The organism is Paenibacillus sp. NPDC058071 (assembly GCF_042885235.1).
Taxonomy (GTDB): Bacteria; Bacillota; Bacilli; order Paenibacillales; family Paenibacillaceae; genus Pristimantibacillus.
This window is the reverse complement of the sequence record NZ_JBHVSK010000008.1, coordinates 109,112-135,145: the sequence shown is the minus strand read 5'-3', so window position 1 is coordinate 135,145 and position 26,034 is coordinate 109,112. Positions and strand designations below refer to the sequence as shown.

The 26,034-nt window shown below is 50.2% G+C and carries 21 protein-coding genes; 19 read left to right on the top strand and 2 right to left on the bottom strand.

Annotated features, from left to right (window positions below; all coding sequences use genetic code 11):
- The first annotated feature begins 1 nt into the window (after position 1).
- The 10 genes from ACFVTB_RS15255 to ACFVTB_RS15210 all read left to right on the top strand — a co-directional run bounded on the left by ACFVTB_RS15255 (position 2) and on the right by ACFVTB_RS15210 (position 10,545).
- Positions 2-436 (top strand): PTS mannitol transporter subunit IIA, encoded by a 435-nt coding sequence (locus tag ACFVTB_RS15255; protein ID WP_387750527.1) that lies wholly within the window; start codon positions 2-4, stop codon positions 434-436.
- Entirely contained in the window at positions 433-1,581 is a 1,149-nt protein-coding gene (locus tag ACFVTB_RS15250) for a mannitol-1-phosphate 5-dehydrogenase (protein ID WP_387750524.1), read from the top strand. The genes ACFVTB_RS15255 and ACFVTB_RS15250 overlap by 4 nt, the downstream gene beginning before the upstream one ends.
- Before the next feature lie 12 nt (positions 1,582-1,593).
- A complete protein-coding gene (gene ptsP / locus ACFVTB_RS15245) occupies positions 1,594-3,333 on the top strand; it encodes a phosphoenolpyruvate--protein phosphotransferase (protein WP_387750520.1) in 1,740 nt (579 codons plus the stop codon).
- Complete coding sequence (locus ACFVTB_RS15240) at positions 3,333-3,593, top strand: HPr family phosphocarrier protein (protein ID WP_387750517.1); 261 nt, start codon at positions 3,333-3,335, stop codon at positions 3,591-3,593. Before ptsP ends, ACFVTB_RS15240 begins: the two co-directional genes overlap by 1 nt.
- Before the next feature lie 1,222 nt (positions 3,594-4,815).
- Positions 4,816-6,846 (top strand): GAF domain-containing sensor histidine kinase, encoded by a 2,031-nt coding sequence (locus ACFVTB_RS15235; protein ID WP_387750514.1) that lies wholly within the window; start codon positions 4,816-4,818, stop codon positions 6,844-6,846.
- Entirely contained in the window at positions 6,821-7,423 is a 603-nt protein-coding gene (locus ACFVTB_RS15230; protein ID WP_387750511.1) for a response regulator, read from the top strand. Before ACFVTB_RS15235 ends, ACFVTB_RS15230 begins: the two co-directional genes overlap by 26 nt.
- A 222-nt stretch (positions 7,424-7,645) precedes the next feature.
- Positions 7,646-8,320, top strand: coding sequence for an ATP-binding cassette domain-containing protein (locus tag ACFVTB_RS15225; RefSeq protein ID WP_387750508.1), 675 nt, complete (start codon positions 7,646-7,648; stop codon positions 8,318-8,320).
- The gene (locus ACFVTB_RS15220) at positions 8,317-9,066 is read left to right on the top strand and encodes an ABC transporter permease (protein WP_387750505.1); all 750 of its coding nucleotides are present in this window, start codon (positions 8,317-8,319) and stop codon (positions 9,064-9,066) included. The genes ACFVTB_RS15225 and ACFVTB_RS15220 overlap by 4 nt, the downstream gene beginning before the upstream one ends.
- 64 nt (positions 9,067-9,130) lie before the next feature.
- Complete coding sequence (locus ACFVTB_RS15215; protein ID WP_387750503.1) at positions 9,131-9,856, top strand: ABC transporter ATP-binding protein; 726 nt, start codon at positions 9,131-9,133, stop codon at positions 9,854-9,856.
- The gene (locus ACFVTB_RS15210; protein WP_387750501.1) at positions 9,853-10,545 is read left to right on the top strand and encodes a hypothetical protein; all 693 of its coding nucleotides are present in this window, start codon (positions 9,853-9,855) and stop codon (positions 10,543-10,545) included. Before ACFVTB_RS15215 ends, ACFVTB_RS15210 begins: the two co-directional genes overlap by 4 nt.
- 71 nt (positions 10,546-10,616) lie before the next feature.
- Here ACFVTB_RS15210 and ACFVTB_RS15205 read toward each other — a convergent pair whose 3' ends face one another.
- Positions 10,617-11,012 carry a VOC family protein gene (locus ACFVTB_RS15205; RefSeq protein WP_387750794.1) on the bottom strand — a complete coding sequence of 132 codons (396 nt, stop codon included), beginning with the start codon at positions 11,010-11,012 and terminating at the stop codon, positions 10,617-10,619.
- 227 nt (positions 11,013-11,239) lie between these two features.
- Here ACFVTB_RS15205 and ACFVTB_RS15200 point away from each other — a divergent pair, with 227 nt between their 5' ends.
- A complete protein-coding gene (locus tag ACFVTB_RS15200) occupies positions 11,240-12,025 on the top strand; it encodes a helix-turn-helix domain-containing protein (RefSeq protein WP_387750498.1) in 786 nt (261 codons plus the stop codon).
- 247 nt (positions 12,026-12,272) lie between these two features.
- Entirely contained in the window at positions 12,273-16,670 is a 4,398-nt protein-coding gene (locus ACFVTB_RS15195; RefSeq protein ID WP_387750495.1) for an AAA family ATPase, read from the top strand.
- Between the two features lie 115 nt (positions 16,671-16,785).
- On the opposite strand, the gene ACFVTB_RS15190 is transcribed toward ACFVTB_RS15195, so the two are convergent.
- Entirely contained in the window at positions 16,786-17,196 is a 411-nt protein-coding gene (locus ACFVTB_RS15190; protein WP_387750492.1) for a DUF6855 family protein, read from the bottom strand.
- Positions 17,197-17,469: 273 nt separating this feature from the next.
- Between ACFVTB_RS15190 and ACFVTB_RS15185 the strand changes: the two genes are divergently transcribed.
- The 7 genes from ACFVTB_RS15185 to ACFVTB_RS15155 all read left to right on the top strand — a co-directional run bounded on the left by ACFVTB_RS15185 (position 17,470) and on the right by ACFVTB_RS15155 (position 25,725).
- Positions 17,470-18,372, top strand: coding sequence for a glycine betaine ABC transporter substrate-binding protein (locus tag ACFVTB_RS15185; protein WP_387750489.1), 903 nt, complete (start codon positions 17,470-17,472; stop codon positions 18,370-18,372).
- A gap of 126 nt (positions 18,373-18,498) precedes the next feature.
- On the top strand, positions 18,499-19,962 hold the full coding sequence (locus ACFVTB_RS15180; RefSeq protein WP_387750487.1) for an aromatic amino acid lyase: 1,464 nt from the start codon (positions 18,499-18,501) through the stop codon (positions 19,960-19,962).
- Positions 19,963-19,972: 10 nt separating this feature from the next.
- A complete protein-coding gene (locus tag ACFVTB_RS15175) occupies positions 19,973-21,307 on the top strand; it encodes an aromatic amino acid lyase (protein ID WP_387750484.1) in 1,335 nt (444 codons plus the stop codon).
- A gap of 174 nt (positions 21,308-21,481) precedes the next feature.
- On the top strand, positions 21,482-22,504 hold the full coding sequence (locus tag ACFVTB_RS15170; protein ID WP_387750481.1) for a hypothetical protein: 1,023 nt from the start codon (positions 21,482-21,484) through the stop codon (positions 22,502-22,504).
- Positions 22,505-22,563: 59 nt separating this feature from the next.
- Positions 22,564-23,595: a hypothetical protein gene (locus tag ACFVTB_RS15165; RefSeq protein ID WP_387750478.1), complete on the top strand. Its 1,032-nt coding sequence runs from the start codon at positions 22,564-22,566 to the stop codon at positions 23,593-23,595.
- A gap of 147 nt (positions 23,596-23,742) precedes the next feature.
- The gene (locus tag ACFVTB_RS15160; protein WP_387750476.1) at positions 23,743-24,888 is read left to right on the top strand and encodes an epoxide hydrolase family protein; all 1,146 of its coding nucleotides are present in this window, start codon (positions 23,743-23,745) and stop codon (positions 24,886-24,888) included.
- A 162-nt stretch (positions 24,889-25,050) separates the two neighbouring features.
- The gene (locus tag ACFVTB_RS15155) at positions 25,051-25,725 is read left to right on the top strand and encodes a uracil-DNA glycosylase (RefSeq protein ID WP_387750473.1); all 675 of its coding nucleotides are present in this window, start codon (positions 25,051-25,053) and stop codon (positions 25,723-25,725) included.
- The last annotated feature ends 309 nt before the right edge of the window (positions 25,726-26,034 follow it).

Below are 26,034 nucleotides of genomic sequence, written 5' to 3'. Positions count from 1 at the left end.
CATGAGCATCTTAAACAAAGAGAAAGTAAAACTGAACGTTACTGTAAGCGACAAATTCGAGGCAATCCGATTGGCAGGCCAACTGCTTGTCGATGCGGGACATGTGGAACAGAGCTATGTCGATAAAATGCTGGAGCGCGAGAACGTTTCGTCCACCTATCTAGGAGCCAGACTTGCAATGCCGCACGGGACAAACGATTCCAAGCCGTTTATTAAATCCACGGGCATGTCCGTACTGGTCGTTCCAAACGGCGTAGACTTCGGAGGAGAAACGGCTAATCTTGTCATCGGGCTTGCCGCAGTCGGCGACGAGCATATGGAAGTGCTATCCAGCGTGGCTGTTCTGGTTTCAGAAGAAGAGGATATGGAGCGCATTCTCGGGTCGCAAACGGAGGAAGAACTGATCGCGATATTCGAAGAGGGGATGGAGCTATGAAGGCCGTCCACTTTGGAGCGGGGAATATCGGCCTTGGCTTTATAGGCCTGCTGCTCTCCGAGTCGGGCTACAGCGTTCAGTTCGTTGATGTAAACGCTGAGCGGGTAGCGCTCCTCAATGAACGGGGAGAGTACAAGGTTACGCTGGCGAACGAGGCTCGAGAGAGCTTTGTTGTGAAAGGCATTTCTGCAATCAATGGACGTGACGAGGAAGAGGTAGCCAAGGCGATTGCCGAAGCGGATATCGTGACAACTGCTGTCGGCGTAGGCGCGCTGCCTTACTTGGCGCGCAGCATCGCGAAAGGAATTGAGCTTCGCCTGAATGCGGGAGCGAAGCCAATTCCGTTCATCGCATGCGAGAACGCGATTGGCGGAAGTACGATCCTGAAGGGACATGTGCATGGCAAGCTGTCTCCGGACTCGAGAGAGCGTGCCGAATCCGCAGCGGTCTTCCCGGACGCGGCAGTCGATCGGATCGTTCCGCTGCAGCAGAATGAAGATCCGCTGGAAGTAATCGTGGAGCCGTTCTGCGAATGGGTCATTGACCGTTCGGCGCTTCCTGCCGACTTTCCGGCATTGCAGCATGTGAAGGCGGTCGATAGACTGGAGCCCTACATTGAGCGCAAACTTTTTACTGTTAATACGGGACATTGCAGCGCCGCATATCTCGGTTATTTGCAAGGCTACGGGACGATTCAAGAGGCTATGCAGGATAAAAGAATTGTAGATAGACTTGGTGAAGTGTTAAGCGAGACGGGTGGGGTACTTGTCCGCAAGCACGGCTTCGATGAAGCCGAGCACGGACGTTATGTGGAAATCATCAAAGATCGTTTCCGCAACCCGTACTTGACTGATGAAGTGGAGCGCGTCGGCCGTTCGCCGATTCGCAAGCTTTCGCCTAACGACCGGCTTATTCGTCCAGTCCTGCTCGCATACGAGCTTGGCATTGAGACGCCGGGCTTGGTGAAGGCGATAGCGGCCGCTCTATCATTCGATTTTGCGGATGATGCAGAGGCGCAAGAAATACAGCGCGCTATTTCCGATAACGGAGTTGCGAAGACGATTGCCCAGTATACAGGCATAGAAGAGGGGCATCCGCTTCATTCCGCGATCGTTCGCGAATACGGCACGCTTCATCAAAGGTAGGAGGCATACGCGATGACACAACAACTAGAACCACAACTTCAAGGCATTGCCGCTTCGCCGGGAATCGCAATCGCAAAAGCGGTGACGATTGAACTGGAGGAGTATATTCCTGAGAAAACAAGCGTTCAGGAGCCGGCGCAGGAGGTAGCGCGCTTTCGTCATGCGGTGAATGAAGCAAGGGAGCAGATCGAGGCCATTCGCGAAGCGACGGAACGAAGGCTTGGCGCAGAGAAAGCTGAGATTTTCGAAGGCCATCTGCTGTTGCTGGAAGACCCTGAATTAATTGATGTAGTTGTCGAAAATATCGAGAACGATGCGGTTAATGCGGAGTACGCCCTGTACGAAGTATCCCAGTCGTTCATTGACATGTTGAGCCAGCTCGATGACGAAATATTGAGAGAGCGAGCAGTCGATATCCGCGACGTTAGGGGGCGGGTGCTCGACGCGCTGCGAGGCGTTAGCAGCGGCGATCATTCGCAGCTGCAAGGGGAATGCATCGTTATTGCACGCGATTTAACGCCTTCGGACACGGCCCAATTGAATCTGGAGGCGGTGCGCGGTTTTGTAACCGAGATCGGAAGCCGCACATCCCATTCCGCTATTATGGCCCGGTCGCTGGATATCCCGGCTATCGTTGGAGCGGGCGCAGCCATTCAAGAAATTCGTTCCGGCGATTTGATCGTCATGGACGCGGTAGAAGGAAAGGTATGGATCAATCCAGATGCAGGTCAACTGGAGGAATTCCGCCTTCGTAAAGCAGCCTATGATCAGCGTAAAGCACAGCTTGCGTCGTGGATTGATAAGCCTTCGGTATCGAAGGATGGCCATCATGTCGAGCTGGCTGCCAACATTGGCAAGCTGGAGGATGTGCAGAAAGCGCTGGATAACGGGGCCGAGGGAATCGGCCTGTTCCGTACTGAGTTTCTGTACATGGGGCGTCAGGAGCTGCCGTCCGAAGAAGAGCAATTCCAAAGCTATAAATTTGTGCTTGAGAAAATGGCCGGCAAGCCGGTCGTCATCCGCACGCTCGATATTGGTGGAGACAAAGAATTGCCTTACATGGATCTGCCGAAGGAGAGCAATCCGTTTCTGGGCCAACGGGCGCTGCGTCTCTGTCTGGAGCGCGACGACCTGTTCCGCACGCAGCTTCGGGCTTTGCTTCGGGCCAGTCAATATGGCAACCTGAAGATTATGTTCCCGATGATCGCTGTTAGCGAAGAGCTCTTTGAGGCGAAGCGGATTTTGGCAGAAGAGAAGCAGCGTCTGACGGAAGCTGGCACAGCGGTTAGCGACAGCATCGAAATCGGAATGATGATCGAGGTGCCATCGGCGGCTGTCTCCGCCGATCTATTCGCTCCTCATGTTGATTTCTTCAGCATTGGCACAAACGATTTGATCCAATATACGATGGCGGCGGACCGGATGAATGAAACGGTTTCGTATCTCTATCAGCCTAGCCATCCATCTATTTTGCGTCTGATCCGCCTTGTTATTGAAGCGGCTCGCCAGGAAGGCAAGTGGGTAGGGCTTTGCGGCGAGATGGCCGGCGATCTGGCATCGGTGCCGCTGCTGCTTGGGCTTGGCCTCCATGAATTCAGCATGAGCGCCGGCTCCCTGCTGCAAACGAGGGAGCTTATTGCGGAGCTCAGCTATACGGAATGGCAGGATCATGCAAAGCATGCCTTAACGCTCGGAGGCCAGCAGGATGTACAGGCTTTCGTTCAGGACAAACGGAAAGGAGAGAATGAATAATGGTTACAAATACGTATACCGTACTGAATCCGACGGGGCTTCACGTTCGTCCGATCAAGACGATCGTGCAGGCGGCCAGTGAGTTTCCGTGCAAAATTACCGTTCTCAGCAACGGGAAGAAAGCGAATGCCAAAAGCTCGCTCAGCATGCTGACGCTCGGCATCAAGTTGAACGACGAAGTGACGCTGGAGATTGACGGCGAGCGCGAAGAAGAAGCGCTGCAGGCTATTGGCGCGCTGCTCGTTCAAATTCACGAATAAGCAAAGGGAACGACCCCTTGCTTAAAGAGACTATATTGGGGCTGCCTCATGTTGTTGAGGCAGCCCTTTTTTGTTTTTGCGATGGACGCCCCCTTAAAGGGAACTGTAAGACGAAAAACCGTCTTACAGAGCGCGTTGCTGCGCTGAAAGGGAGCTGTAAGGCGGAAATCCGTCTTACAGGGCTTGTTGCCGTCCTGAAAAGGCGCTGTAAGACGGAAAACCGTCTTACAGAGCGCTTAGCCGCTCCGAAAGGGTGCCGTAAGGTTCCGAAGCGTCTTACAGCGAGCATTGCCGCCTCGAAGGGGTGCTGTAAGGCTCGAAAGGGCCTTACAGCGAGCGATTTCGCCTCGAAAGGGAGCTGTAAGGCTCGAAAGGGCCTTACAACGTGCTTAGCAGCTCCGAAAGGGTGCCGTAAGGCTCCAAAGCGCCTTACAGCGAGCATTGCCACCTCGAAGGGGTGCCGTAAGGCTCCAAAGCGCCTTACAACGAGCGTTTTCGCCTCGAAAGGGTGCCGTAAGGCTCCAAAGCGCCTTACAGCGAGCATTGCCACCTCGAAAGGGTGCCGTAAGGCTCCAAAGCGCCTTACAGCGAGCATTGCCACCTCGAAGGGGTGCCGTAAGGCTCGAAAGGGCCTTACAGAGTGCGTTGCCGCCTCAAAAAGGAGCTGTAAGGCTCGAAAGGGCCTTACAGCGAGCGTTGCCGCCTCAAAAGGGAGCTGTAAGGCTCGAAAGGGCCTTACAGAGTGCGTTGCCGCCTCAAAAAGGAGCTGTAAGGCTCGAAAGGGCCTTACAGCGAGCGTTGCCGCCTCGAAAGGGAGCTGTAAGGCTCGAAAGCGCCTTACAGCGAGCGTTTTCGCCTCGAAAAGGAGCTGTAAGGCTCGAAAGGGCCTTACAGCGAGCGTTGCCGCCTCGAAAAGGAGCTTGTAAGGCTCCAAAGCGCCTTACAGAGCGCGTTACCGCCCCTAATGCGAGCCCCAAGCCCGAAACCCGCCTTGCAGGCGGGCTGACTATAGACGACGTGAGCTCCTTTTTGTCCAACTCTAGCTAAGCTATTAATCATCCCCCCCATCCCCAAAGACACCGCCAACGGCTAAAGCAGCCTTGACGTTAGCAAGATTGAAAAATACAATAAGAGCGTGAAAACCATATAAATCCCAATTATGGATGAATAAAAAAAGACTTTTGTTTGCATCGGAAAACGATAGGAAACAGGCAGGTGAGTCATGAGCCATAACAAATGGGTAGGCTTGCTGCTTATCAACGCTCTACTGATGGCGGCAGTCATTGTTTATTTTCAAAGCCTCGGTCCGTTCAATTTCACGTTTGATGCCATGTACGCCATGTGCCTGATTGCGATTGGGACATTTGTTTATTTGAACACAACGGTCGTGTCTTCGGTCAAATGGTTTATTCTCATGATGTATATGGTCGCTTGGATTCTCGTTTTGCTGAACGGGGGCGACTATCTGTATTACGGCATCGCCCGCATATTGATGAGTTTTGCGCCAAATGTGCTGTTTATGTTCTATGTTCATTTCACCCACATCCCCAAGAAGCGGCTGTACTATAAATGGAACACGCTGCTACTCCTATCAACCGCATTGACCGCGATTGCCCTGCTTAGCTTTGTGACCGTTTTGAGCTATGTTCTTTTCCTTCACATGTTGTTCGCGATCGTCATTTGCTTCGGGCTCTCGGTCCATTACAACGCCAGACAAAGGGAAGCGCTCGGGAAAGACCGAAAAGTGCTGAACATTTCCATCGCGATCTCGCTGTTCCCGTTTATAGCCGCTTATACGTTTCTAAGGAACTTTGTTCCGGGTGAGCTGAAGTACTACTCTATCTTTACGATCATCGCGCTCCCGATCGTCGTCGCTTATTTGTTGATTAAACGAAACGGCCTGCAGGTCAGCTTGAACTATCGCCTCATTGCGAGGCTGTCGGGGCTGGGCCTTGGCGTGATGGCATTATTTTATTCGTTTTGCGTCTATGCGATGGGCCTTGCCGCGTCGCAAACGCTGCTGCTTACAGCAGTTGCAAGCACGTTGATCTACGGTTATATGCTGCTGCAGGGCTACCTGTCGGCCAGACAGCTCTATTCGCTCAACGGAACGAAGGAGCGGCTGGAAAAGGAACGACAGGAGCTGCTGCGGAAAATGAGCTATGACGACTACCTCAGCACGTTGAGCGGCTTGATCCGGCAGTTTATCGACCGGACGATTCCGCTGGACGGCTCACTGGTCATTTGGAAGGAGAATAACCGCTGTTATGTGCTGGAGCAGAACGGCGTTTTCGAACAGTTTTCGCTTAAAAGGTTCGATTTGAACGAGCTGAAGGATGAGATGTCGACGTTAACCTATCTGGATTCGTCCTATCTCTGTTTTCCGCTGACATACAAAAAAGCGGTGAACGGATGGCTTGTCGCCGGGCATAAAATAGACAGGGGCAAGTTTACTGACAAAGAGCTTCAGACGATGAGCATGGTGGCCGACACCGTATCGGAAATTTTGAAAACGACAGAAATTTTGCACGAGCACCAACAGAGATTCGTAGCTCTCCCCAGTCTGAGCTATGAGCAATATTTCAATATTTCGCTCATTCATAAGACCGAAGAGATCCGCAAAAGCTTGTCTCATTATCTTCATGATGAAGTGCTGCAAGTTATTTTGGCCGCGCGGAACATGACGGAATCGCTAAGCACGCAGGACAAGGAGATTCAGACGCTTATCTTGGATACATTGAATGAGCTGAATGCTTCAATCCGGGAAAGACTGTTTGACATTTATCCGACGACTTTGGCTGATTTGGGGCTGTATCAGAGCTTAAGCGCGCTGTGCGGCAAGCTGAAGGCGGGGGCGGTGCAGCAGCCGCAGCTCAAAATCCGCTTGGAATCAGACCCTAATCTGGAGATAGACGGGGAACTGCAATACCTGGTGTTCCGCACGGCCAAGGAGCTGCTGCAAAATGCGGTCAAACACGCGCAGGCAAGCGAGATTGTTGTTTCGCTGCATGTCACCAGTGACGGGCTGCTCCTGCTCGATGTGTTGGACGATGGAGTCGGCTTCGACTTCGGTGACGCTGTGGAGGAAGATGCAGCGGCATCTTCTATCGGATTGCTGTCGATCAAGCAAGAGATGAAGCTGGTTCGCGGCGATTTCTCCATCAGGCGGAACGACGGGCCGGGCATGCATATTCATATCAAAATTCCGATGAAGGGTGGAACGGAAGATGGACATGCACATTATGCTGTTTGATGATCATAAGCTGTTTGCCAAAAGTCTTGAAATCGCGATGAAGGAACTCGTCGGCAAGTTCGAGACGTTTTCCGACACCACTAAAGCGGTCGAGATCGTTGAGAAGAGGCGCCCAGATGTCATTTTGATGGATGTCCATATGGGGGAGGTTAACGGGCTGGAGGTGGCGCGCGCCATTCTGGAGCGTTTTCCCGATCAGAAGCTGCTCTTCCTATCTGGCTACGATCTGGTCGAATATTGCAATCAGGCGATTAAAATGGGGGCGCGAGGTTTTATTAACAAAAGCGTCTCGATCCACGATCTGGCCGATCAAATTCGGCGAGTGGCTGAGGGTGCGGTTATTTTTCCAAAGCATGAGAACAAGGTCGAGCCCCTGACGGATCGTGAGAAGGAAATACTGCAATTAACCGCTGAGGGCTTGAAACAGCAGGAGGTGGCAGATCGGCTGTACATTAGCAGGCGAACGGTCAACAATCATCTCCAGACAATTAACGATAAGCTTGGCGTACATTCCACGGTGACGGCGATTATAAGGGGCATTGAGCTTGGGAGCGTTAAGCTGAAGCGCATGAAATGAATAACGGGAAGGCAGGCGGAAGCGCCTGTCTTTTTTATTTGAACCGACAATGAACTGCCGCTTCTTCCTCCCTAAGTGTGGAAATGTGCACAAAATACTCATTTGAAAGCTCGATTTCCGGCTTATACTGAACCCAACAGCACAATGAAAGCCGTTGCAAGGCGGCGAGCGGCCGATTCGGCCGCAGATCAAATCCTGTTAGGTGCAAAAGGAGCGGGGACCATGTTAAAGCTGATCGATTTAAGCTTTGGATACGCGCAAATGATTTTGAATGAAGTGAGCTTTACGTTCGAGCCAGGGAAGCTGTACTTTCTATTGGCTAAGAACGGAGCGGGAAAAAGCACGCTCTTCCGTCTGCTGTCGCAAGACTTGAGGCCGGACGTCGGCTGCGTGCAGGCGGAAAACAGCGTTATATTGCATCGCCAAACGCCCGTTTACTTCGAGGATATGACGGTGAAGGAAAACATCGAATGCTTTCTCGAACTGCTCGACACCCGAAAGAGATACGACGATGTGAAAATGAAATTCGCTCTAGAGGAAATTGAAGGAAAAGTGGCGCGCAAGCTGTCCGGCGGAGAGAAGCAGCGGCTGTATTTAGCAATTACGGAGATGTGCGACGACGAGATCCGATTATACGATGAAGCGGATGCGGCACTCGATGCAATGAACCGAACCAACTATTACCGTGAGGTGTTGCAGCGGGATGCCGCCGAAGGGAAAACCGTCATTGCCATCAGCCATCACATCAGCGAGAGCTTGAAGTACGCAGATCGGATCTGTTTCCTGTCCAATCATAAGCTGCACGACATCGACCCGACTGCTTTACCGTCCGATCTGGCGGACAAGAACGAGCAAAAAATAATGGAGATTTTAGAAAAGGAATGTGAAGCCCATTGAAAAAGCTAACGGTCCATTTTTTGAAAGCTGATTTGCGCATGCCGCATCTCGTGTTCTGGGACTGGATGTTCCCGCTCATCTTAATTGTCGCCTTCAGCCTCTTCGTGAAGTCGCAGCAGTTCTCGAGCTTCCTGCTGCCGGGCTTCGTCAGTCTCTTTATTTTGCAAAGCATCGTCTTCTCGCTGCCGTATCGGCTTGCTCAGTTCCGTGAACAAGGCATCCTGGCCTTGATTGCGAAGAAAGGTTCCCCGGCCAAGCTGCTGGCTGGATTCTACTTAAGTCGAGTATTCATTCTGATCGTTCAGACGGCGCTTGTTATCGTCTTGGGAAAGATTACGCTCGGCGTGTCGCTGAACATCAATTGGCTGTTGCTGCCGGTCGCGCTTACGATTTCCGTCGTTTTGTTCTTGCTGCTGGCCAGCCTGTGCGGTTGGGTCGTGAAATCGCAAAACGCAGCTTTAGGCTTGGCCCAAGCCGTATACTTCGGGCTGATTGCCGCCTCAGGTATTTTTTACCCAATCGAGAAAAGTCCTGAGCTGCTGAGTATCGCGGCCCAGTTTTCGCCTCTATACTATGTCAATAATCTATGGAGCAGCGCGCTGCTGCGGCAGGACATCAACGTGGTCGGCAGTGTGGGTGCGAGCGGCGCTTTCCTCCTGTTGTTCCTGTTCGTACTGGCTGCGCTCGTTAAAGGAGCTAAAAGAAGCAGTCCGCAGCACAGAGCTTCCGCTCAAGTGGAGAAATAGCTGCAATCAGCGTAGCGGCACGACGATACGACGGCTCCGATTACAATGAAAGGTTGGGATGCGAGTGGAGTATTTAATTGAAACGGGTTCGCTGAGCAAGCAATACGGCCGCGATGTTATTGTTAACGAAGTGAATTTGAAGGTCCGTGCGGGCACCATCTACGGCCTGCTCGGCGAGAACGGTGCTGGGAAAACAACGCTGATGAAGATGCTTACGACGCTTACGCTGCCGACGCAGGGGACGATTAAGCTGTTCGGGACGACGCTCGATCGCAATAGCGGCTTAATGAGCAAGGTGGGGACGATGATTGAGACCCCGGTGTTCTACCCCTCATTAAGCGCAGAAGAGAATTTGACGATCCATTGCAGGTACAAGAATGCACCGCTAGCCGATATGAAGGAATACCTCGAGCTGCTGGGCATCTACCGGCATAAGGACAAAAAGGTGAAAAGTCTCTCGCTAGGCATGAAGCAGAGGCTGGGGCTGGCGCGCGCGCTTATCGGTAACCCTGAGCTGTTGATTCTCGATGAGCCGATTAACGGACTAGACCCGTCCGGAATAAAAGAAATTCGCGAGCTGCTGATCGGGCTGAAAAAAGAAAGAGGAACGACCATTTTGCTATCAAGCCATATATTGCACGAAATCGAGCATTGCGCAGACACGATCGGTTTTATGCATAGAGGAGTACTTTACAAGGAGAAAGCGGTCGATGAGTTCCGGCATTCCGAAAGTCTTGAGGACTACTATATGAGCTGGATCGATGAGAGGGAGGAGGGAGAAGCGATATGAGCTTGCTGGCTTTGGAGGGGGTTAAATGTAAACCTGGTAAAATAACGCTGACCTTTCTGTCTTTTAACGCAGCTCTGTTTTTGATGCTATACGCATTAGGGATGAGCACGGGGGGGCTGGCCATGTTCCCAGATATGCATGCGGCGATTAAGGAGATTAACCATTCCATCGTCTGGCCGGGATGCTTTATTTTCTCGGGAGTATGGGCGGCCAAAATAGGAATACAGGAGTTTAGGGATAAAACAATTGCGGCTATATGGGCGAGCGGTATCTCTCGCGGTAGGCTTGCCGCAGTAAAGCTGATATGGATTAGCGGGCTTGGCATCTTGGCTGCGGCGCTGTCGACCCTGCTGCAAAACGCGCTATTGCTGCTGCTCTCCCCCTATACCTATTATGCCGAACAGCCGATGACGATAGCCTCGCATTTTTCTGCCTCCTATATTGGAGAAGTAGGCTGGAGCGCGTTATGCATAGGGCTGACGGTTTTGCTGGCAGTGGCGATCGGGCTAAGAAGCTTCTCGTCAACGGTGACCATCGTGGCCTCCACGGCGTTCGGCGTCATCTGGGCGTTCCAGTTGGGCCTTCCAGGCACGATTATAGACGCGGAGAGCGTACGACTGCTTCTGGTACTGGCGGGTTTGCTGAGCGTTGGTTTCCTTATGCCTTATATCCGCCGGCTAGATCTTTGAGAGAGGGGGGCGGCGTAGGGGCGAAAAGACAAACCCCCAGCCGCGCTGGGGGTTTGTCTATGCTTGAGAATTTATTTTGCGTTCTCATCCGGCTGATGGATGCCGAAAATGTTCCCTTCCGTGTCCACAAAGTATCCTTGCCACGCCATGCCAGGCAGCGCATGCTTGGGCACAGCAACCGTACCGCCAAGACTTAAAATCTTTTGTTCCGTCAAATCGTAGTCGCCTACGCCTAACGTACATGCATAACCGTTCATCGCTTGGCCTGGCTGCGGCGGCTCTCCTCTACGCTTCACCAGAGCTCCGTTGATCCCCATTTCGTTGTCATCGCCTGTTACGGCTCCGAAATAGGGAACCCCGGCATAATCGCTCCAATCCTGAAACGTCCAGCCAAATGCTTCCCCATAAAACGTTTTGGCGCGCTCCATGTCGTCTACATGAATTTCGAAATGAATAAGTCGGCCCATCATTATTCCTCCTATGCTTTTGCGATCTGATTTCCTTATATCATTCTTCTATTAGCATTTCCAATCCTATTGGATCTATTAACGATAAAATAATTTTTTGATTGCTGAAAAAGCCCGTGGTTGCGCAGTTGCAACCGCAAGTGGCGCAAACGCAACCTCAAATATATAGCGCCGCTCCCTTTGTTTTTCTATAATTTAGGCAACAGATAGCAAAGGAGAGAATGCCTATGTCATTTGGCGAAAAATTACTGAGGCTAAGAAAAGAAAAAGGTTATTCCCAGGAGGTGCTGGCCGAAAGGCTGAATACAACGAGACAGGCGGTCAGCAAGTGGGAGAATGGGCAAGGGTTTCCCGAAACCGAAAAGCTGCTCATGCTCGGCAACCTATTCGAGGTATCCATCGATTATTTGCTCAAGGAAACCGAGGAGAAGAGCGACGGAGAAGATCGAGGTTATTATGTCAGCCAAGAGATGGCGGAAGGCTATTTGAGTTATCAGCAGAAGCTGGCTAACCGTCTTGCGATGGGTTTTGGTCTCATTATTCTCGCTTTCGTACCCTATTTAATGTTTCGTCAGGAACCTGTTGTTTACGCGATCCTAATCGTTTTGTTGGCCGCAGCGGGTATCGTGACCTTCCTGTCGGCAATATTGAAGGACGAGGAACGGTATCACGTGCTGGAGAAAGAAGCCCTCATGCTGGATCAGAACTATGTGAAGCAGTTGACAGAGCGGGTGAACCGCTTAAAGAAGAGATACGCCGTCGTGATCACGGTCGGGGTCGGATTGGCGGCGATAGGGGGAATGGTTTTTGCCCTTGAAGAAAAAGGGATCACGGAGGGGGCGCTGGCGCCTTATTATCCGGTCTGCGTCGTTCTGATCGCCATTGGCGCGTATGCGTTCATCCGCGCGTCGACGCCATGGACCGCCTATGATCTGCTGATTCACAATGAAAAGTATGTCAATCGCAGAAACGCGAGCTTCTGGAGAAAAGTTAGAAAAAAACTCATCGATTAAGTCGACCGCTTGGCACGAAAGCTGAGGCCGTTCCGCAAGTCATGATGATGACGGGACGGCCTTTTCGGTTTGCTATGCCGCTTACAGGATAACATTCTCAAAACCTTGCTATATTTGCAAGGAATAGCGTATTCTTTCTGTATATAATAGGAGAAGCGACGGTTCTTTCATGTAAAACTACGATCGCATCAACTTAGACAGGATGTGCATAACCATCGGCCCTTACAAAAAATTGAAAGATTATTTAATGGATTCGCCTATGGAGCTATCCGATTTCATGGTCCTTTCTATTTTAATAACGGAGATGGTGTGCCGCGAACACCAGCATCATACGGTAATCGGCTGCCTGAGTCCCGCAAATATAAGTATTCATTTGACAGAAAATATAGCTGTCTTGTCCGAGAGAGTGGAATGGCATGCGGCCGCTTATTGCTCCCCGGAGCAGACCGGCCGAATCAACCATATTCCGGACGAACGCAGCGATTTATATGTATTGGGCGTTATTTTGTATGAGCTGTTGAACGGCCGGTTGCCGTTTCAACCGCAAGGCGGCGAGGATTGGGGGACGGCGCATATCCATAGACTGCCGCAGCCGCCGCTCGCCCATCGGAAGGAAGACGACGGGTCGCTGCAGGCCGTCCTGTTGAAGCTACTGGCCAAGTCGCCTGAGGACCGCTATCAGAGTGCATACGGACTGCTTGATGATTTAAGGCAGTTTGAAAATAGATTGAAAAACGGCGAACCATCGACGTCCTTCGAGATTGGCCGGATGGACAACGTCCGCTCATTTCGGTATCCAGACCGTTTATACGGCTGGTCGGCCGAATGGGAGCGGCTGGAGTCTGGACTTGAACAGGCTGCCGAAGGGTTGAAGGCGGTGCGATGGGTGGCCGGCAGCGAGGGAATTGGCAAGACGGCGCTCGTTCATCGTCTGCGATCGAAGGCTGTCCGGTTGGGCGGCCGTTTTGTTGAGGGCAGCGCTGATCCAATTCGCCCAATGCGACCTTATGAACCTCTTCTGCAAGCGGTAACGCAATGGATGCATCAGCTTTGGAGCGAGCCGGCCGATCGCATTGAGAGGTTTAAGGAAGAGCTTCAAGCGAGGCTTGGAGAAGAAGAGATGCGGACGCTTGCTGCGTTATTGCCGGAAGCTAGACCGTTGTTTGAAGAAAATCATAATGAGGGCATAGCCGTTCCGTATGACAGCGCTGACAATCGCTTCGGAGAGCTGCTGCTTGAATTGCTTCGCTGTTTGGCAGCGGGCATGCCGCCGCTTGTGCTGTTCATCGATAACTTGCAATGGGCCGATAAGGGCACGCATGCCGTTATTCGAGCACTGGCTCTAGAGGATCAGACGCCCGGGCTATTGCTGATCGGCGCTTGCCGGACGGATGATAACGGCGGCTTTTTGGAGAATAACGGTGAGCGGGCGCATGTACAGGAATCCGCTTGGCTGGCCGAACGGTGGCAGAACCATCCGCTGGAGCTGCTGGCTCTTCTGCCGTGGAGCCAAGAAGAGACAAATCAATATGTATCCGATATTGTGCAAGAAAATTCGGCGCGCATTCGTCTGCTGGCCGGTTCCATATATGACCGAACCGGCGGCTATCCTCATTCTGTCCGTCTCTTGCTGGAAAGCTGGCTGAAGGAAAAGAAACTTGGCTTCGATGAGAAGCGGCGCCAATGGGTATGGGATTCGGAAGTCATTCGGCAAATGAATGAGTCGGAACCGAACCGCCGTCTCATGGAAGCGAGTTTCGCCAAGCTTTCGGATGCATTGAAGCGCGTGCTAGCAACGGCTGCTGCAATCGGCCCGGTTTTCCGCCTGCAGCTTTTAGGCGAAGCCTGTGAGTTAACGCCGGATGCAGCGATTTCGCTGCTTCATGAAGCGGAATTGGGAGGAATCATTTGCCGGGAAGAGGATACCGAGCCTTTCAACGGACAGGATATCGGCTATTTGTTTGTACACGACTATTTACGCCAGCTAGCGTATTCGTTCGAGCCGGAACAGAATGCGGAGCGGCACTGGAAGATTGGTAGCATTCTGCAGCAACGTCTGCCGAGCATGAGCGAAGAGCTGACGCTGGCGGCGGTCGATCACTTTAATCTTGGCGTTTCGGTTATGTCGGCCCAAGAGAAGCTTCAGCTCGCAGAGCATAATCTTCATGCAGGGCTGAACGCGCTGGACGGCGGGCGATATGCCAAAGGGGTTCGATACGCGGAAGCCGGGCTGCGTTTGGTCGCGGAGCCGTCCGGCGTCGAGTCGGAGGCGCTGGTTATACGGCTAAGGCTGGCATTGGCGTGGTCGGAATATTTGTGCGGTCATGCTGAGAAGGCTAAGCGGATTTTGCAGGACTTGGAACAGGGAGAAGAGAATCTCACTCGGGCGGACCGGTCGTTAATTTGGACGCCCTTGATTCAGTTTCATGCTTTTATTGATAGCGAAACCGCCATCCATTATGGAAAAATGGCATTGCAGGCTTATGGCTGGAAGCTTCGGGAGAGGGGCTCCAAGCTTTCCATCCTGAAGGAGATCGTGCTCACACAAACGTTGCTGTATCGAAATCGAAATAAGCTTCATCAATGGCCCATGAATCGCGACAACGATTATGCGGCCTTATGCCAGCATGTGGTGCAGCTTGCATTTCCGCTGCTCCTCACCGATCCCGAGTCGCTAGTTGAGCTGTTTGCCCGGTTTATTCGCTACGGTCTTCAAAGAGGGATGAATGAATGGCTGGCCTTCATTATTGGCATCTATGAACTGCTGCTGCGACGGGTTTTCTCGGAATATTCGGAAGCTGCTTCTTTTGCCATTCCGTCGTTACTGCCCAGCATTTCCGTGTCGGAATCAGGGACGAAGCATCGGCTGGCGTATATCATAGGCCTGTCCGAGCAATTGCAACAGCCGCGGGAAGCATCCGCCTATTTGAACAAGGCGATGCGCCACGGGCTGGAGCTTGGGGATAAAGACTTTGCGAATATGGCCTGGGTCACTTGTCTAATTACGCATAATGACAATCTTTACGCCTTGGCGGAGCTATTGAGCTATTTTAACGAGCGCATCCAGAAAAACGCCGGCGAAAAAATGCTGGAGCTGGCGCAGATAGCAGACAGCTATCTGGCGTCGCTGCAAGATGATTCTTTGCTGAATAGCTTCATCGCCATTCCGCCGGGCGGTCTGTCGGGGCAGCCGCTCGAAGATAATTACGGCTATGTATGCAAGCTGGAAGCGGCTTACTTGTCCGGCCATTACCGGGAGGCGCTGTTCTGGGCGAAATGCGGAAGGGAGAATGAATTGCCGTCCGACTGGGCGCGCATTCGGAAGCATCGTTTCTATGAAACGATGGCTTTAGCCGCACTATACCCGGAAGCCGCTGCGGAAGAACGTAAACAAATAGGCAGAGCCTTACGCAAGCAACTGCAGAAGATGAAGAAGTGGAAAGGTTTTCTTGGCCATCACTCTTCCGCGCAATTGCTGCTGATGGCGGAAAAGGAGCGGATAACCCGCGGCCAGCAGAAAGCCATCAGCCAATACGCGGCTGCGATCAAGCAGGCCCGTATCGAGAAATACGGGCTGATGGAGGCTATTGCCTGCGAACGGCTGGGGGTCTACTACGAGCGAGAGGTACGGAGCCGAGCGGGAGCGATGATCTCCCTAATGGACGCATGCACGGCGTATTCGCTCTGGGGCCTTACTGCTAAAGTGACGCAAATTCGAACCCGTCATGCTGATTTGCTTCATACTGCGGCAAAAACATATGAAGGTCCGGTTTTAGAATATAGGAACGAAGCCTCCATCATCGGCGAGCAGCTGTCGTTGACGGAGTCCCCGGCCGAGTCGTCGGTAAATGATAATGAACTGCTGCAGCAAATCATCGATTGGTCTGGCAATCCGGGGAATGGAGCTTGGCCGGATAGCTTGCTGGAGGCCGCTCTTCGACAATCCGGGGCCGACCGGGGATTGGTCTTGCAATCGGCGGGCAGCGAAGGCTACCGTATCGCAGCACACTCTGAGCCGTTGCCGAGCGAGGCGGCTGCCTCCGATCGGTTTGCGGAGAGCGTATTGCGCCATATCGCGGTAACGAAAAAGCCGATCATTATTTTCGATGCGCGGCAAAGCCACTTTATAACTGATCCGTATATACAGGAGCAAGAGCCCCGTTCGATTCTATGTATGCCTGTTGTTATTCCGGGCCAGGGGTCTTCGCTTTTGCTCTATTTAGAGAATCGGCAAGTGCCGGGCGTTTTTACGGATCGGGACGTGAAGGTGCTGGAGCTGATCGCTGCGAGAATGATCTACTTCAAGATGTTAGAGGACGGGGCAGATGCCGCTCCGTATGCAGCGGCATCTGCAATAACGGAAAACGTCGCAAAATCGGAATCGGAGTTAACCGCCGATAATGAAGTTGGAAGCTTGTATACGGCCCAGTCTGACATTCCGGGGCTGGTGGAGCAGCTGACTGTCCGTGAAATTGAAATTTTAACGGCGCTTGCGGAAGGGCTGTCGAACAGAGAAATTGCTGAGAGGCTCGCTATTGCCGAGACGACGGTGAAGACGCACACAACCCGAATTTTCGGTAAGCTGGGCGTGAAGCGGCGCGGACAAGCGGTTATCCGAGCCAAGGAGCTGCAATTAGTGGATTAATAAGACGGACAACGATAAACAAAAAGCGCAAGTTCCGGCGGGACCGATCCCTAGTATGGGCTAGTCCGGCCTTGGAACTTGCGCTTTTTTTTTCATGAACGGGAGCAGTTGTCGCTTATAACGCCCTCATTCGATTGTTTCTTGGATTGTGCTCGAGTTCTGCCAGTCCTAATGCCTCCATTAAAGGCGGGATATACATGCCGAACCTGCCTCGCAACCCTTTCTTCAACCCGTACCAGCCGCCGATTGGATTTTCAGGGGAACGCCCCCAAGCCTCAACCGTGCCATCTTTAGCGGGCTTTTGTTCATCGGCGCTCCCAAGTTCCATCCAGTCTCCATATTCCTTGAGCATCGCATATAAATCGTCTACACAACGATAGTCGTAATGTAAAACCGTTTTGCCTACTGTGCATACAATAATGGGCTTGCCGTCCTTTTCGTCCTTATACATTTCGTATTCGGAAGTTTGAGGGGGAGTCTTAAGTTTCCATGGATTTTCTTTGGTTCCCATCGCTGTCGACATCATTCGTAACTCCTTAGAAGTGAATTGGTACTTAAGAACAGCATATCACAATGAGGTGAATTCTATTGCATTTCAAATTTTTTAAAACCTAGTATACAAATGGGATTGACATGATTTAGGTGGAGATGCTATCATTAATTCAACAAAATTAATAACTACTTATCAGTAATTGATAAAAGAGGAGTGATTTTGTTACTGAAGTATGTAAGACTTAATAGAGGGACGTCTGAAGTACCACGTTTTAGAAAAGAAATTTAACTTTTGGGAGGATTGAAGATGAAAAAGAAGATTACAGGTGTACTATTGCTCACAATAATCATTGCCTTAACGAGTGTTCTTGCAGGTTGCGGAGACGGATCATCCAAGAAAAAGATTTCGGTGGGCTCCAAGAACTTTACCGAATCGCTCCTGCTTGGTGAAATGTTTGCATTGGCGCTTGAAGACGCTGGCCTTAAAGTTGACCGCAAGCTGAACCTCGGCGGTACGCTGATTGCTCATGAGGCGCTGAAAAAAGGCGAGATCGACGTTTATCCGGAGTATACAGGAACGGGCCTGCTGAACATTCTGAATGAAAAGCCTCTTCCAGATCCTAAGCAAGTGTATGATCTCGTATCCGACTTCTACAAGAAGGAGTTCAACCTGGTCTGGCTCGATCCTTCCCAAGCTAATAATACCCAAGCGATCGCGATTTCACGCGCGGCTTCCGAGAAATACGGCATTACGACGCTCACCGAGCTGCAAGCAAAAGCAGGCGAAATCAACTTTGCGGCCGTTCCTGAATTTGAAGAACGCGAGGATGGACTGCTTGGCATGAACCGCGTTTACGGAGATTTCAAATTCAAAAGCTTGAAACTGTTCGACTATGGCGTTAAGTATCGCGTAGTTCTGAACGACGAAGCTCAAGCTACAGTTGCTTTTGGAACGGACGGCGAGCTGCTCAACCCGGATCTGATCGTACTGAAAGACGACAAGCAATTGTGGCCTCCATACAATGTAGCGCCGGTTATTCGTCAATCGGTATTGGATGAAAACAAGGATGTAAGCAAAATCCTTAACGCCATTACGGCGAAGCTGGACGACAAGACACTGCAAAAGCTGAATGCTGAAGTCGATATTAATAAGAAAGAATATAAAGACGTAGCTAAGCAATTTCTTAAAGATAATGCACTAATCAAATAATCTTTAGCCTCGGAACACCATCCCCATAAGGGATGGTGTTCTATATCGTCTGCTCGGGTCCTGATGCATGCAGGGAACCGCGCTGTTAAAGTGTTTCATTTCATCAACATGACGAGGAGTATGCCTATGAGTACCCCATTCGTTTTAAACGGAACCGGTTTAAAGCTGGAATATTTGGATGCGATATTGGCAGGAGAGCGATTGCCGATAAGTATGGCTAAGTTGAATAGCAGCCAGGAGGCAAGTAATTCTTCCCGGCAGTCGGAAACGGAGCAGACTAGGTTCGGACAGCAGGAAGAGAGTGTCCTGGAAGCTTTAAGAGACTATGTCCAATATGACGGTGGGCTGCTGCCGAGCGAAATAGGTCTGCTCAGCCTTTATCTCCTTTTGAATCATACCGTCAAACTGGAAGGCAAATGGAGCGGCGAACTTGTGGAAAGAGCATTGTTCTTTGTGAACAATCAGATCGAGCCATCTCTCCATCAAGCGAATCGGACGGAGAGGTCCGCCATGAGCGAGCTTATGCTCATTCTTTATGGAGAAGAGGAGCTGCTTTGCCGCCATCAAGGACAAATCAAAGTCGTTGGGGAATTGTTTCGGGAGATGGGGCTCAGCAAGCTTCGATTCACTGAGGAAGATATGGCGTATGTGACAAGTCTTTGCTGTGTTTCTACGGCGATCGCCATTTACACGGCTGCCGAGGCTTCAAGGCTGGCGAAAACAGCGGATATTTGCGTGGCGATGCAGCTTGAAGCGATACGCGGGGAGACGGGCGCCTTCGATCGGCGGCTGCATGAATTGGGCAGACCCTATGCGAGCCAGATTGAAGTGGCGGAAAACATCAGAAGATTAATCGCTGAAAGTGAATTTACGACCGAGAGAGGGCGGGAGGCATATGGCGGTGACAATGGACCGCGCTGCCAGGACGCCATCAGTATCCGTGCCGTACCGCAAACCCATGGAGGTTTTAGAGATACGCTCAGGTGGCTGAAGGAACAGCTGGGACAAGACATCAATGCAATTGCCGAGCAATCGAACCCTTTGTTAGGGTACGTATTGGATTTGCTCACCGTCGGTCTGATTGATTTAGGCAATATTAGCGAAAGAAGAAGCTTCAGGCTCTTGGACAGCAAAATGTCTTACGGGCTTCCCATGAATTTGGTTGGCGAAAATCCGGGTTTCAATCATGGATTTCCTGTCATTCAAGCCTCTGCCGCCGGCATACTGGGAGAAATGAAATTGCTCGCTGCTCCGGGCAACGCTTTTTCAAAGTTCGATCCGATTACGAAAAAATATCGGTGCGGCACTTTCCAGTCCGCCTTAAAGGTGATGGATGCAGTCTCGCTGCTGAACAAGATTTTGGGCATCGAAATGTACATGGCCGCACAGGGGATGGATTTTGCCAAAGCCAAGCTGACTGATTTCGAGTTTGGAGCAGGTTCGAAAGAAGCGCTCCAAGCTTTTAGAAAATATGTGCGTACGGTGCATGTGAACCGCTTTGCATCGCCGGATATGGTTGCTGCCGAGCAGGCTGTCCTAGATGGCGTTGTGCTGAATGCAGTGGAAAACGCAATCGGAAACTTAAGGTAGGTGGCAGGCGATGAAGACGACAGATTTTTATATCGATGGCTACAGCTTAACGATCGAACAGATTATTAAAGCGGTGCGCGGGCAACTGGGAACGGCGGGCTTGGGACAGGAAGCGGCGTCGAGATGCCAGGGCAGCCGGACGCAGATTACGCGCTGGCTTGAGGCGGATGCTCCCATTGTGTATGGCGTGAACACGGGACTCGGCAATTTGAAGGATACGGCGTTGTCGCCGGAAGAGCATTTGGCATGGAATAAAACGATTCCTTATCCCCATGCAGTGGGAGTGGGGCAGTTTTTAAACCCCGTCATTACAAGAGCATCGCTGCTTATACGGGCCAATGTGCTGAGCCGGGGATATTCCGGTGTAAGACCGGAGCTGATCAATCGGATGCTTGATGTTTTCAATCGCGGAATTGCGCCGGCGATCCGCGAGCTGGGTTCGACCGGGTTAAGCGACCTTGGACCGCTGGCTCACAACGCGATGGTCGTTGGCGGGCTGGAGGAAGCGGAAGTGTTCTATGAGGGCAAGCGGATGCAAGCGCAAGCTTGTTTCGAAGCGTTGGACATGGAGGCTGTATTCCCTCTGGAGTGCAAAGAGGTGCTTGCGCAAATGAACGGCTCAACGATGACGCAAGCTATCGCTATTTTTGCTTGTCATAATATGCAGCAATTGCTGGACATTGAGCGGAAGATCGAAGCTGTTCTGGGCGATGTTAAGGGGATTTCTATCGATTCGAAGGACCAGGTCGATCGAGCGGTCGAGAGCGCTTTTGGGATTATTTTGAATACGGTAAACTTCGAAAACAATATTACTTGCGACAATCCGCTGCTCTTCGAGGCAGAGGACGGCTACGAAGCGGTCATGGGCTGCAATTGCAGCAATACGCAAGTGGGCTATGTAATGGACCTGCTTACTATTTTACTTGTGGATAAGGCGAGCTTTGTTTTGGAGCATTTAAACAGGCTGGAGGAAGCGGGCGCAGTCAAGCTGGATGCCATCCGAGAAGCGGCTTCTGCAAGAGTCGGGCTCATCCATTCGTTATCGATACCGGCCAGCGCCGATTCGATTCCTACTAAGGCCAACCAGGAGGACCATGTAGAATTCAGCTTTGGGGCAGCTAGAAAAGCGATGAAGGCGTTGGATGCTTATCAATCGCTGTTATCGTTGCTAATGGCTGCGGCGGTCAAAGTCGATACAGCCCGCAGCGGGGGTGGCAAGGCGACGGAAGCATTTCCTGATTTGCAAGTGAATGCTGCGGGCTCCTCTGCTCGATTGGCTGCTAGTCTTCAGAGCTATTTGTCAGAGCAATACTATCTTATTCCGTTGCTTTTGCACGAGGGATGAATGTTGCTCAGTTTAATAAAAAAATCCACATTCGTTTTATAGAATGTGGATTTTTCATTTTATGTAATGTTATTGATGCAATTTGTCGAATCTCATATAATCATAGTAAATGATGGAATATTAGGTCCATCTATCTAAGGTTGACGATCCTATTAAAGTAAAAGGCTGGATTATATGTTGATGCGAATGAGAAAAATCACCTGTCTTGCAGTACTGTTCGCCGTTTTAAGCGGCTGCTCTATCATACCGAATGACCTGATTCATAACGTTAAGCAACAATTACAGAGCTCAGCGGAAGAAAGAAATCCTTATGTACTAACTGTAAAGAACGGAAATCCCGTTGCACTGCCCGATCAATTATTCGGGGACACCTTTGAACGTTTCTTTGCGAACCCTGCCTGGACGTATTTCCGATCGGAAAGCGCCAAACATGTTGTCGAATTTACAGGCAATATGATGTATAAGGATACGGAAGTAACAGCAAGGCTGCAATTTATTGTGGATGATGGAATGGACTATTTTGAAGTAGGAGCCTTATCTTTCAACGAAGTGCCTCAAACCGAACTCGTCAAAATGGCTATGTTGGAGAAGGTTTTTGAAAAGGACTGGACGGCGTATTTGGACGATCTGCCGGTTGAAACGTATAAAAACGAAGCTAACAGCAATGAAGAGGTTGAGTTAGACGAGTACGATATTTCGGGCGATTTAGGTGAGAAAACGGATGCTTCAGATGCATCAGGGAGCTTTGCCGATTTATACAGTGGTACAATACCGGGAATCCCATCGGCTATCGGGGACAATTTCCGTTCGGTGCGTACTTCTAATGTAGGGTTAAATAAAGTCAGAGAAGTAGCATTGGGTTTTCAGCTTGAGTATCCCCAATACACTTATAATATGGATTATTCTGATTGGGATAATCCAGAGCAGCATTCAGCAACTGTTGGCTCCATTACGCTTGAGCGGGGACAACCTGTCCTTGATATTAAGATTGGCGATACCCCAAATCAAATTATCGAACGCTGGGGCGCCCCCTATGATAGCTATAAGTCTGATCCTGATGTCGGTGAAGGAGAACCATACACATTGATCTATACTTTTGGAGACTATTCGCTGGTTATTTATACGGATGATGATGCTGATTCGCCTTCGACTTATGCTTACTATCAAGATAATATCTTTGAACAGGATGAATACTAATAAATGATGTTCCATCTATCTAAGGTTGACGATCCTATTAAAGTAAAAGGCTGGATTATATGTTGATGCGAATGCGAATAAGAAAGATGGCCTACCTTGCATTGCTGTTCACCGTTTTAAGCGGCTGCTCGCTTATGCCGAATGAATTCATTCAGAAAGTTAAGCAACAATTACAGAGCGCAGCGGAAGAAGATAATCCTTATGTGCTATACGTAAAGAACGGATATCCCGAAGAACTCCCCGATCAATTGTATGGAGAGACCTTTGAACGTTTCTTTGCTAACCCTTCCTGGACGTATTTCCTATCGGAGGATCTCGAACATATTGTTGAATTTAAAGGCAAAATGTCGTATATGGATACGGAAGTAACGGCAAGGCTGCAATTTATTGTGTATGATGAAACGGACTATTTTGAACTAGGAGCCTTATCCTTCAACGAGGTGCCTCAAACCGAGCTTGTTAAAATGGCTATGTTGGAGAAGGTTTTTGGAATCGATGATTCGACGGCGTATGCGGACGACCAGCCGGTTGAAACACCTAACGACAATGCTCTCGGGCAAGAAGCGAGTGATTTAGACGAGTATGGCATGTCGGACGATTTAGGTGAGAAAAAGGATGCTGCCTCTGCCTCTGCGTCAGGGAGCTTTGAGGATTTATACAGCGGAAAAATTCCGGGAATCCCTTCGGCTATCGGAGACAATCTTCGTTCGGTACTCGCTTCTAACGATGGATTAATAGAAGTCAAAGACGATCCATACGGAATTCAGATTCTGTATCCCCAATACCGTTATTTTATAAATGATGCTGACGTGGATAATCTAGATCAGAATTCAGGAGCTCTTAGTTCCATTGTACTTCTGCCCAGACAAACAATCCTTGATATTAAGATTGGCGATACACCTAATGAAATCATTCAACGTTGGGGCACTCCCGATAATATATTTGAATATGATCCTGAACTCGGTGAAGGGGAACCCTATACAATCGTCTATACTTTTGGAGACTATATTCTGTACATTGATTCCGATTCCGCTGATTCGCCGTCAACTTACGGTTTTTACAAAGACAATGGCATTGCTCAGACTGAATAATCTACCGGAAGACCCCTGTGAAGGCGGTCTACTTTTCATTTTATAACCTGTTATTGAATGAGAACATATGTTCCTTTATAATGAATAAAAAAGAATTCAGTAAAGAAAATGCTCTTCTGTCTATCTTCAAAGCGAGGATGTGTTATATTGAAGCCTTTTTCCGTAACGATTAGCGAGGAAGAAATTCAAGAATTGAAACTTAGGTTGAGTTTGTCGCGGCTTCCCGACGAGATGCCGGATGCGGCGTGGGAATACGGAATCCCTTTGGGGTTGATGAGAGAAATCTTGCATGAGTGGAAAGTGAAGTTTGATTGGCGAGCGGTAGAAGACCGCATTAATTCACACTCGAACTATAAAGCGACGATTGACGGAATGGATATTCATTTTGTTCATGAGCGGGGCGAAGGGGAGAATCCGCTTCCCTTGCTCATTCCTCATGGATGGCCGGGGTCTTTTTATGAAATGCTTGATCTTATTCCGTATTTGACTCATCCCAGTCGATTCGGAGGGGATCCTTCCGATGCCTTTGATGTCGTCATTCCCTCTATTCCCGGACATGGATTTTCCAGCGTACCGTCCCAGAAAGGCTTTGAAGATAGGCAGGCGGCAGAACTTTTAGTTAAGCTAATGAACAAACTGGGCTATGACCGTTTCGGAGCTCATGGGTATGATTTAGGAGCAAGTATATTAGGTCTGCTCTGTTTGGATCATCCTGAACAAGTGATTGGCTATCATACGACGTCGCCGGGCAATCCTAGTCCTTATCTAGCGGATGACGCTGCTATGACAGATGCCGAGCGCCGCTATATTGAACTGTGCAAGCAGTGGTATAAGGAAGAGGCGGGTTATGCTCATCTTTTAGGAACAAAACCTCAAACGCTAGCTTATGCATTCAATGATTCTCCGCTTGGTCTCGCGGCATTCATTCTTGAGAAATGGTATTTGTGGACAGCGCCGCCAAACGGCGATTTATTCCGGCATTTTGACAGGCAAACGATGCTCACGAACGTGTCGATTTATTGGTTCACGCAAACGATCAATGCGTCCAATCGCTTTTATTATGAAGGCAGACATACGAGATGGCCCGGTGAGAACGAAGTTTCCAGCGTGCCTTTAGGCGTATCGCTAACAGCTACGCAAGCTCATGAAAGGCCGCCAAGGGAGTATGTGGAGAGGCTGTTCCCGGATATTAGAAGCTGGGAGGAGCTGGGTGAAGGCGGACACTTCGTGGCGACGGAGAATCCGAGGCTGATTGCGGAGCATATACGCCGGTTTTTCAGGAAACTACGATAATAACGATGAGTAGCTGCAACTCGCTCTATATGCAACGCCATCCGTCGGGTGGCGTTTTTACTTTTATGGTGGCGAAAAGCGAAGGATCGTGCGACGGTTAGATGCGGGGTATGGTATAATTTTGTCGAAACTTATTATTTCGGCAGGGGGATAGAGCTTGAAATGGCTATCTTAAACAACGATTGGGCTCCCGAATTGGAGCCGGAATTTATTAAGCCGTACTACTTACAGCTTCGAGATTTTCTCAAGGATGAGTATCAATCGAATGATATTTATCCTGATAAATATGATATTTTTAACGCTTTGCACTATACGTCTCTGGCAGATACGAAGGTTGTCATTTTGGGACAGGACCCGTATCACGGACCGGGACAGGCTCACGGCTTAAGCTTCTCTGTAAAAGAGGGTGTGAGAACGCCGCCATCTTTGCAAAATATGTATAAGGAATTGCATAGCGATCTGGGATGCTATATTCCGAATAACGGGTATTTGCAGAAGTGGGCGGAGCAGGGGGTACTGCTGCTGAATACATCGCTTACGGTAAGAGCGCATGAAGCGAATTCGCATAAAAACAGAGGCTGGGAGACGTTTACGGACAAAGTGATCGAGACGGTTGGCCAGAAGAAGGAACCGGTAGTCTTTATTTTGTGGGGCAGTCATGCCCAGAAGAAAGCGGGATTTATTACAAATCCGGACCATTTTATTATTCGTTCTGTACATCCGAGCCCGTTGTCGGCCCATCGCGGCTTTTTTGGCAGCAAACCGTTCTCGCAGACGAACCAGTTTTTGCGGTCGAAGGGGCTTCCCGAGATCGATTGGCAAATTCCTAATCTGTGAGCTCAGCAGTAGGAGTACGAGCGGGAATAGGATAGGAGCGTAGCTGAATTCTCAGCGAATGGGCACCTGGTTCAGCAATAACTGCGAAAATGCAGTTATTGAGCCACTGTTGGCTACGTAAGGAGCAAATAACTGCAAAAAGGCAGTTATTGGGCTGGAATGGTGCGCGAAAGACGGCGCTGTCTAGGAAATAACTGCGAAAATGCAGTTATTGTATCGATGTGGGCTACATATGGAGCAAATAACTGCAAAAAGGCAGTTATTGGGCTGGAATGGTGCGCGGACGGTGGCAATGTCTAGGGAATAACT

Excerpts from the sequence above, each read along its gene's own strand:
- ACFVTB_RS15255 (WP_387750527.1), top strand. The coding sequence starts at position 2 with ATGAGCATCTTAAACAAAGAGAAAGTAAAACTGAACGTTACTGTAAGC.
- ACFVTB_RS15250 (WP_387750524.1), top strand. The coding sequence starts at position 433 with ATGAAGGCCGTCCACTTTGGAGCGGGGAATATCGGCCTTGGCTTTATA.
- ptsP (WP_387750520.1), top strand. The coding sequence starts at position 1,594 with ATGACACAACAACTAGAACCACAACTTCAAGGCATTGCCGCTTCGCCG.
- ACFVTB_RS15240 (WP_387750517.1), top strand. The coding sequence starts at position 3,333 with ATGGTTACAAATACGTATACCGTACTGAATCCGACGGGGCTTCACGTT.
- ACFVTB_RS15235 (WP_387750514.1), top strand. The coding sequence starts at position 4,816 with ATGAGCCATAACAAATGGGTAGGCTTGCTGCTTATCAACGCTCTACTG.
- ACFVTB_RS15230 (WP_387750511.1), top strand. The coding sequence starts at position 6,821 with ATGGACATGCACATTATGCTGTTTGATGATCATAAGCTGTTTGCCAAA.
- ACFVTB_RS15225 (WP_387750508.1), top strand. The coding sequence starts at position 7,646 with ATGTTAAAGCTGATCGATTTAAGCTTTGGATACGCGCAAATGATTTTG.
- ACFVTB_RS15210 (WP_387750501.1), top strand. The coding sequence starts at position 9,853 with ATGAGCTTGCTGGCTTTGGAGGGGGTTAAATGTAAACCTGGTAAAATA.
- ACFVTB_RS15205 (WP_387750794.1), bottom strand. The coding sequence starts at position 11,012 with ATGGGCCGACTTATTCATTTCGAAATTCATGTAGACGACATGGAGCGC.
- ACFVTB_RS15200 (WP_387750498.1), top strand. The coding sequence starts at position 11,240 with ATGTCATTTGGCGAAAAATTACTGAGGCTAAGAAAAGAAAAAGGTTAT.
- ACFVTB_RS15195 (WP_387750495.1), top strand. The coding sequence starts at position 12,273 with ATGGATTCGCCTATGGAGCTATCCGATTTCATGGTCCTTTCTATTTTA.
- ACFVTB_RS15190 (WP_387750492.1), bottom strand. The coding sequence starts at position 17,196 with ATGATGTCGACAGCGATGGGAACCAAAGAAAATCCATGGAAACTTAAG.
- ACFVTB_RS15185 (WP_387750489.1), top strand. The coding sequence starts at position 17,470 with ATGAAAAAGAAGATTACAGGTGTACTATTGCTCACAATAATCATTGCC.
- ACFVTB_RS15180 (WP_387750487.1), top strand. The coding sequence starts at position 18,499 with ATGAGTACCCCATTCGTTTTAAACGGAACCGGTTTAAAGCTGGAATAT.
- ACFVTB_RS15175 (WP_387750484.1), top strand. The coding sequence starts at position 19,973 with ATGAAGACGACAGATTTTTATATCGATGGCTACAGCTTAACGATCGAA.
- ACFVTB_RS15170 (WP_387750481.1), top strand. The coding sequence starts at position 21,482 with ATGTTGATGCGAATGAGAAAAATCACCTGTCTTGCAGTACTGTTCGCC.
- ACFVTB_RS15165 (WP_387750478.1), top strand. The coding sequence starts at position 22,564 with ATGTTGATGCGAATGCGAATAAGAAAGATGGCCTACCTTGCATTGCTG.
- ACFVTB_RS15155 (WP_387750473.1), top strand. The coding sequence starts at position 25,051 with ATGGCTATCTTAAACAACGATTGGGCTCCCGAATTGGAGCCGGAATTT.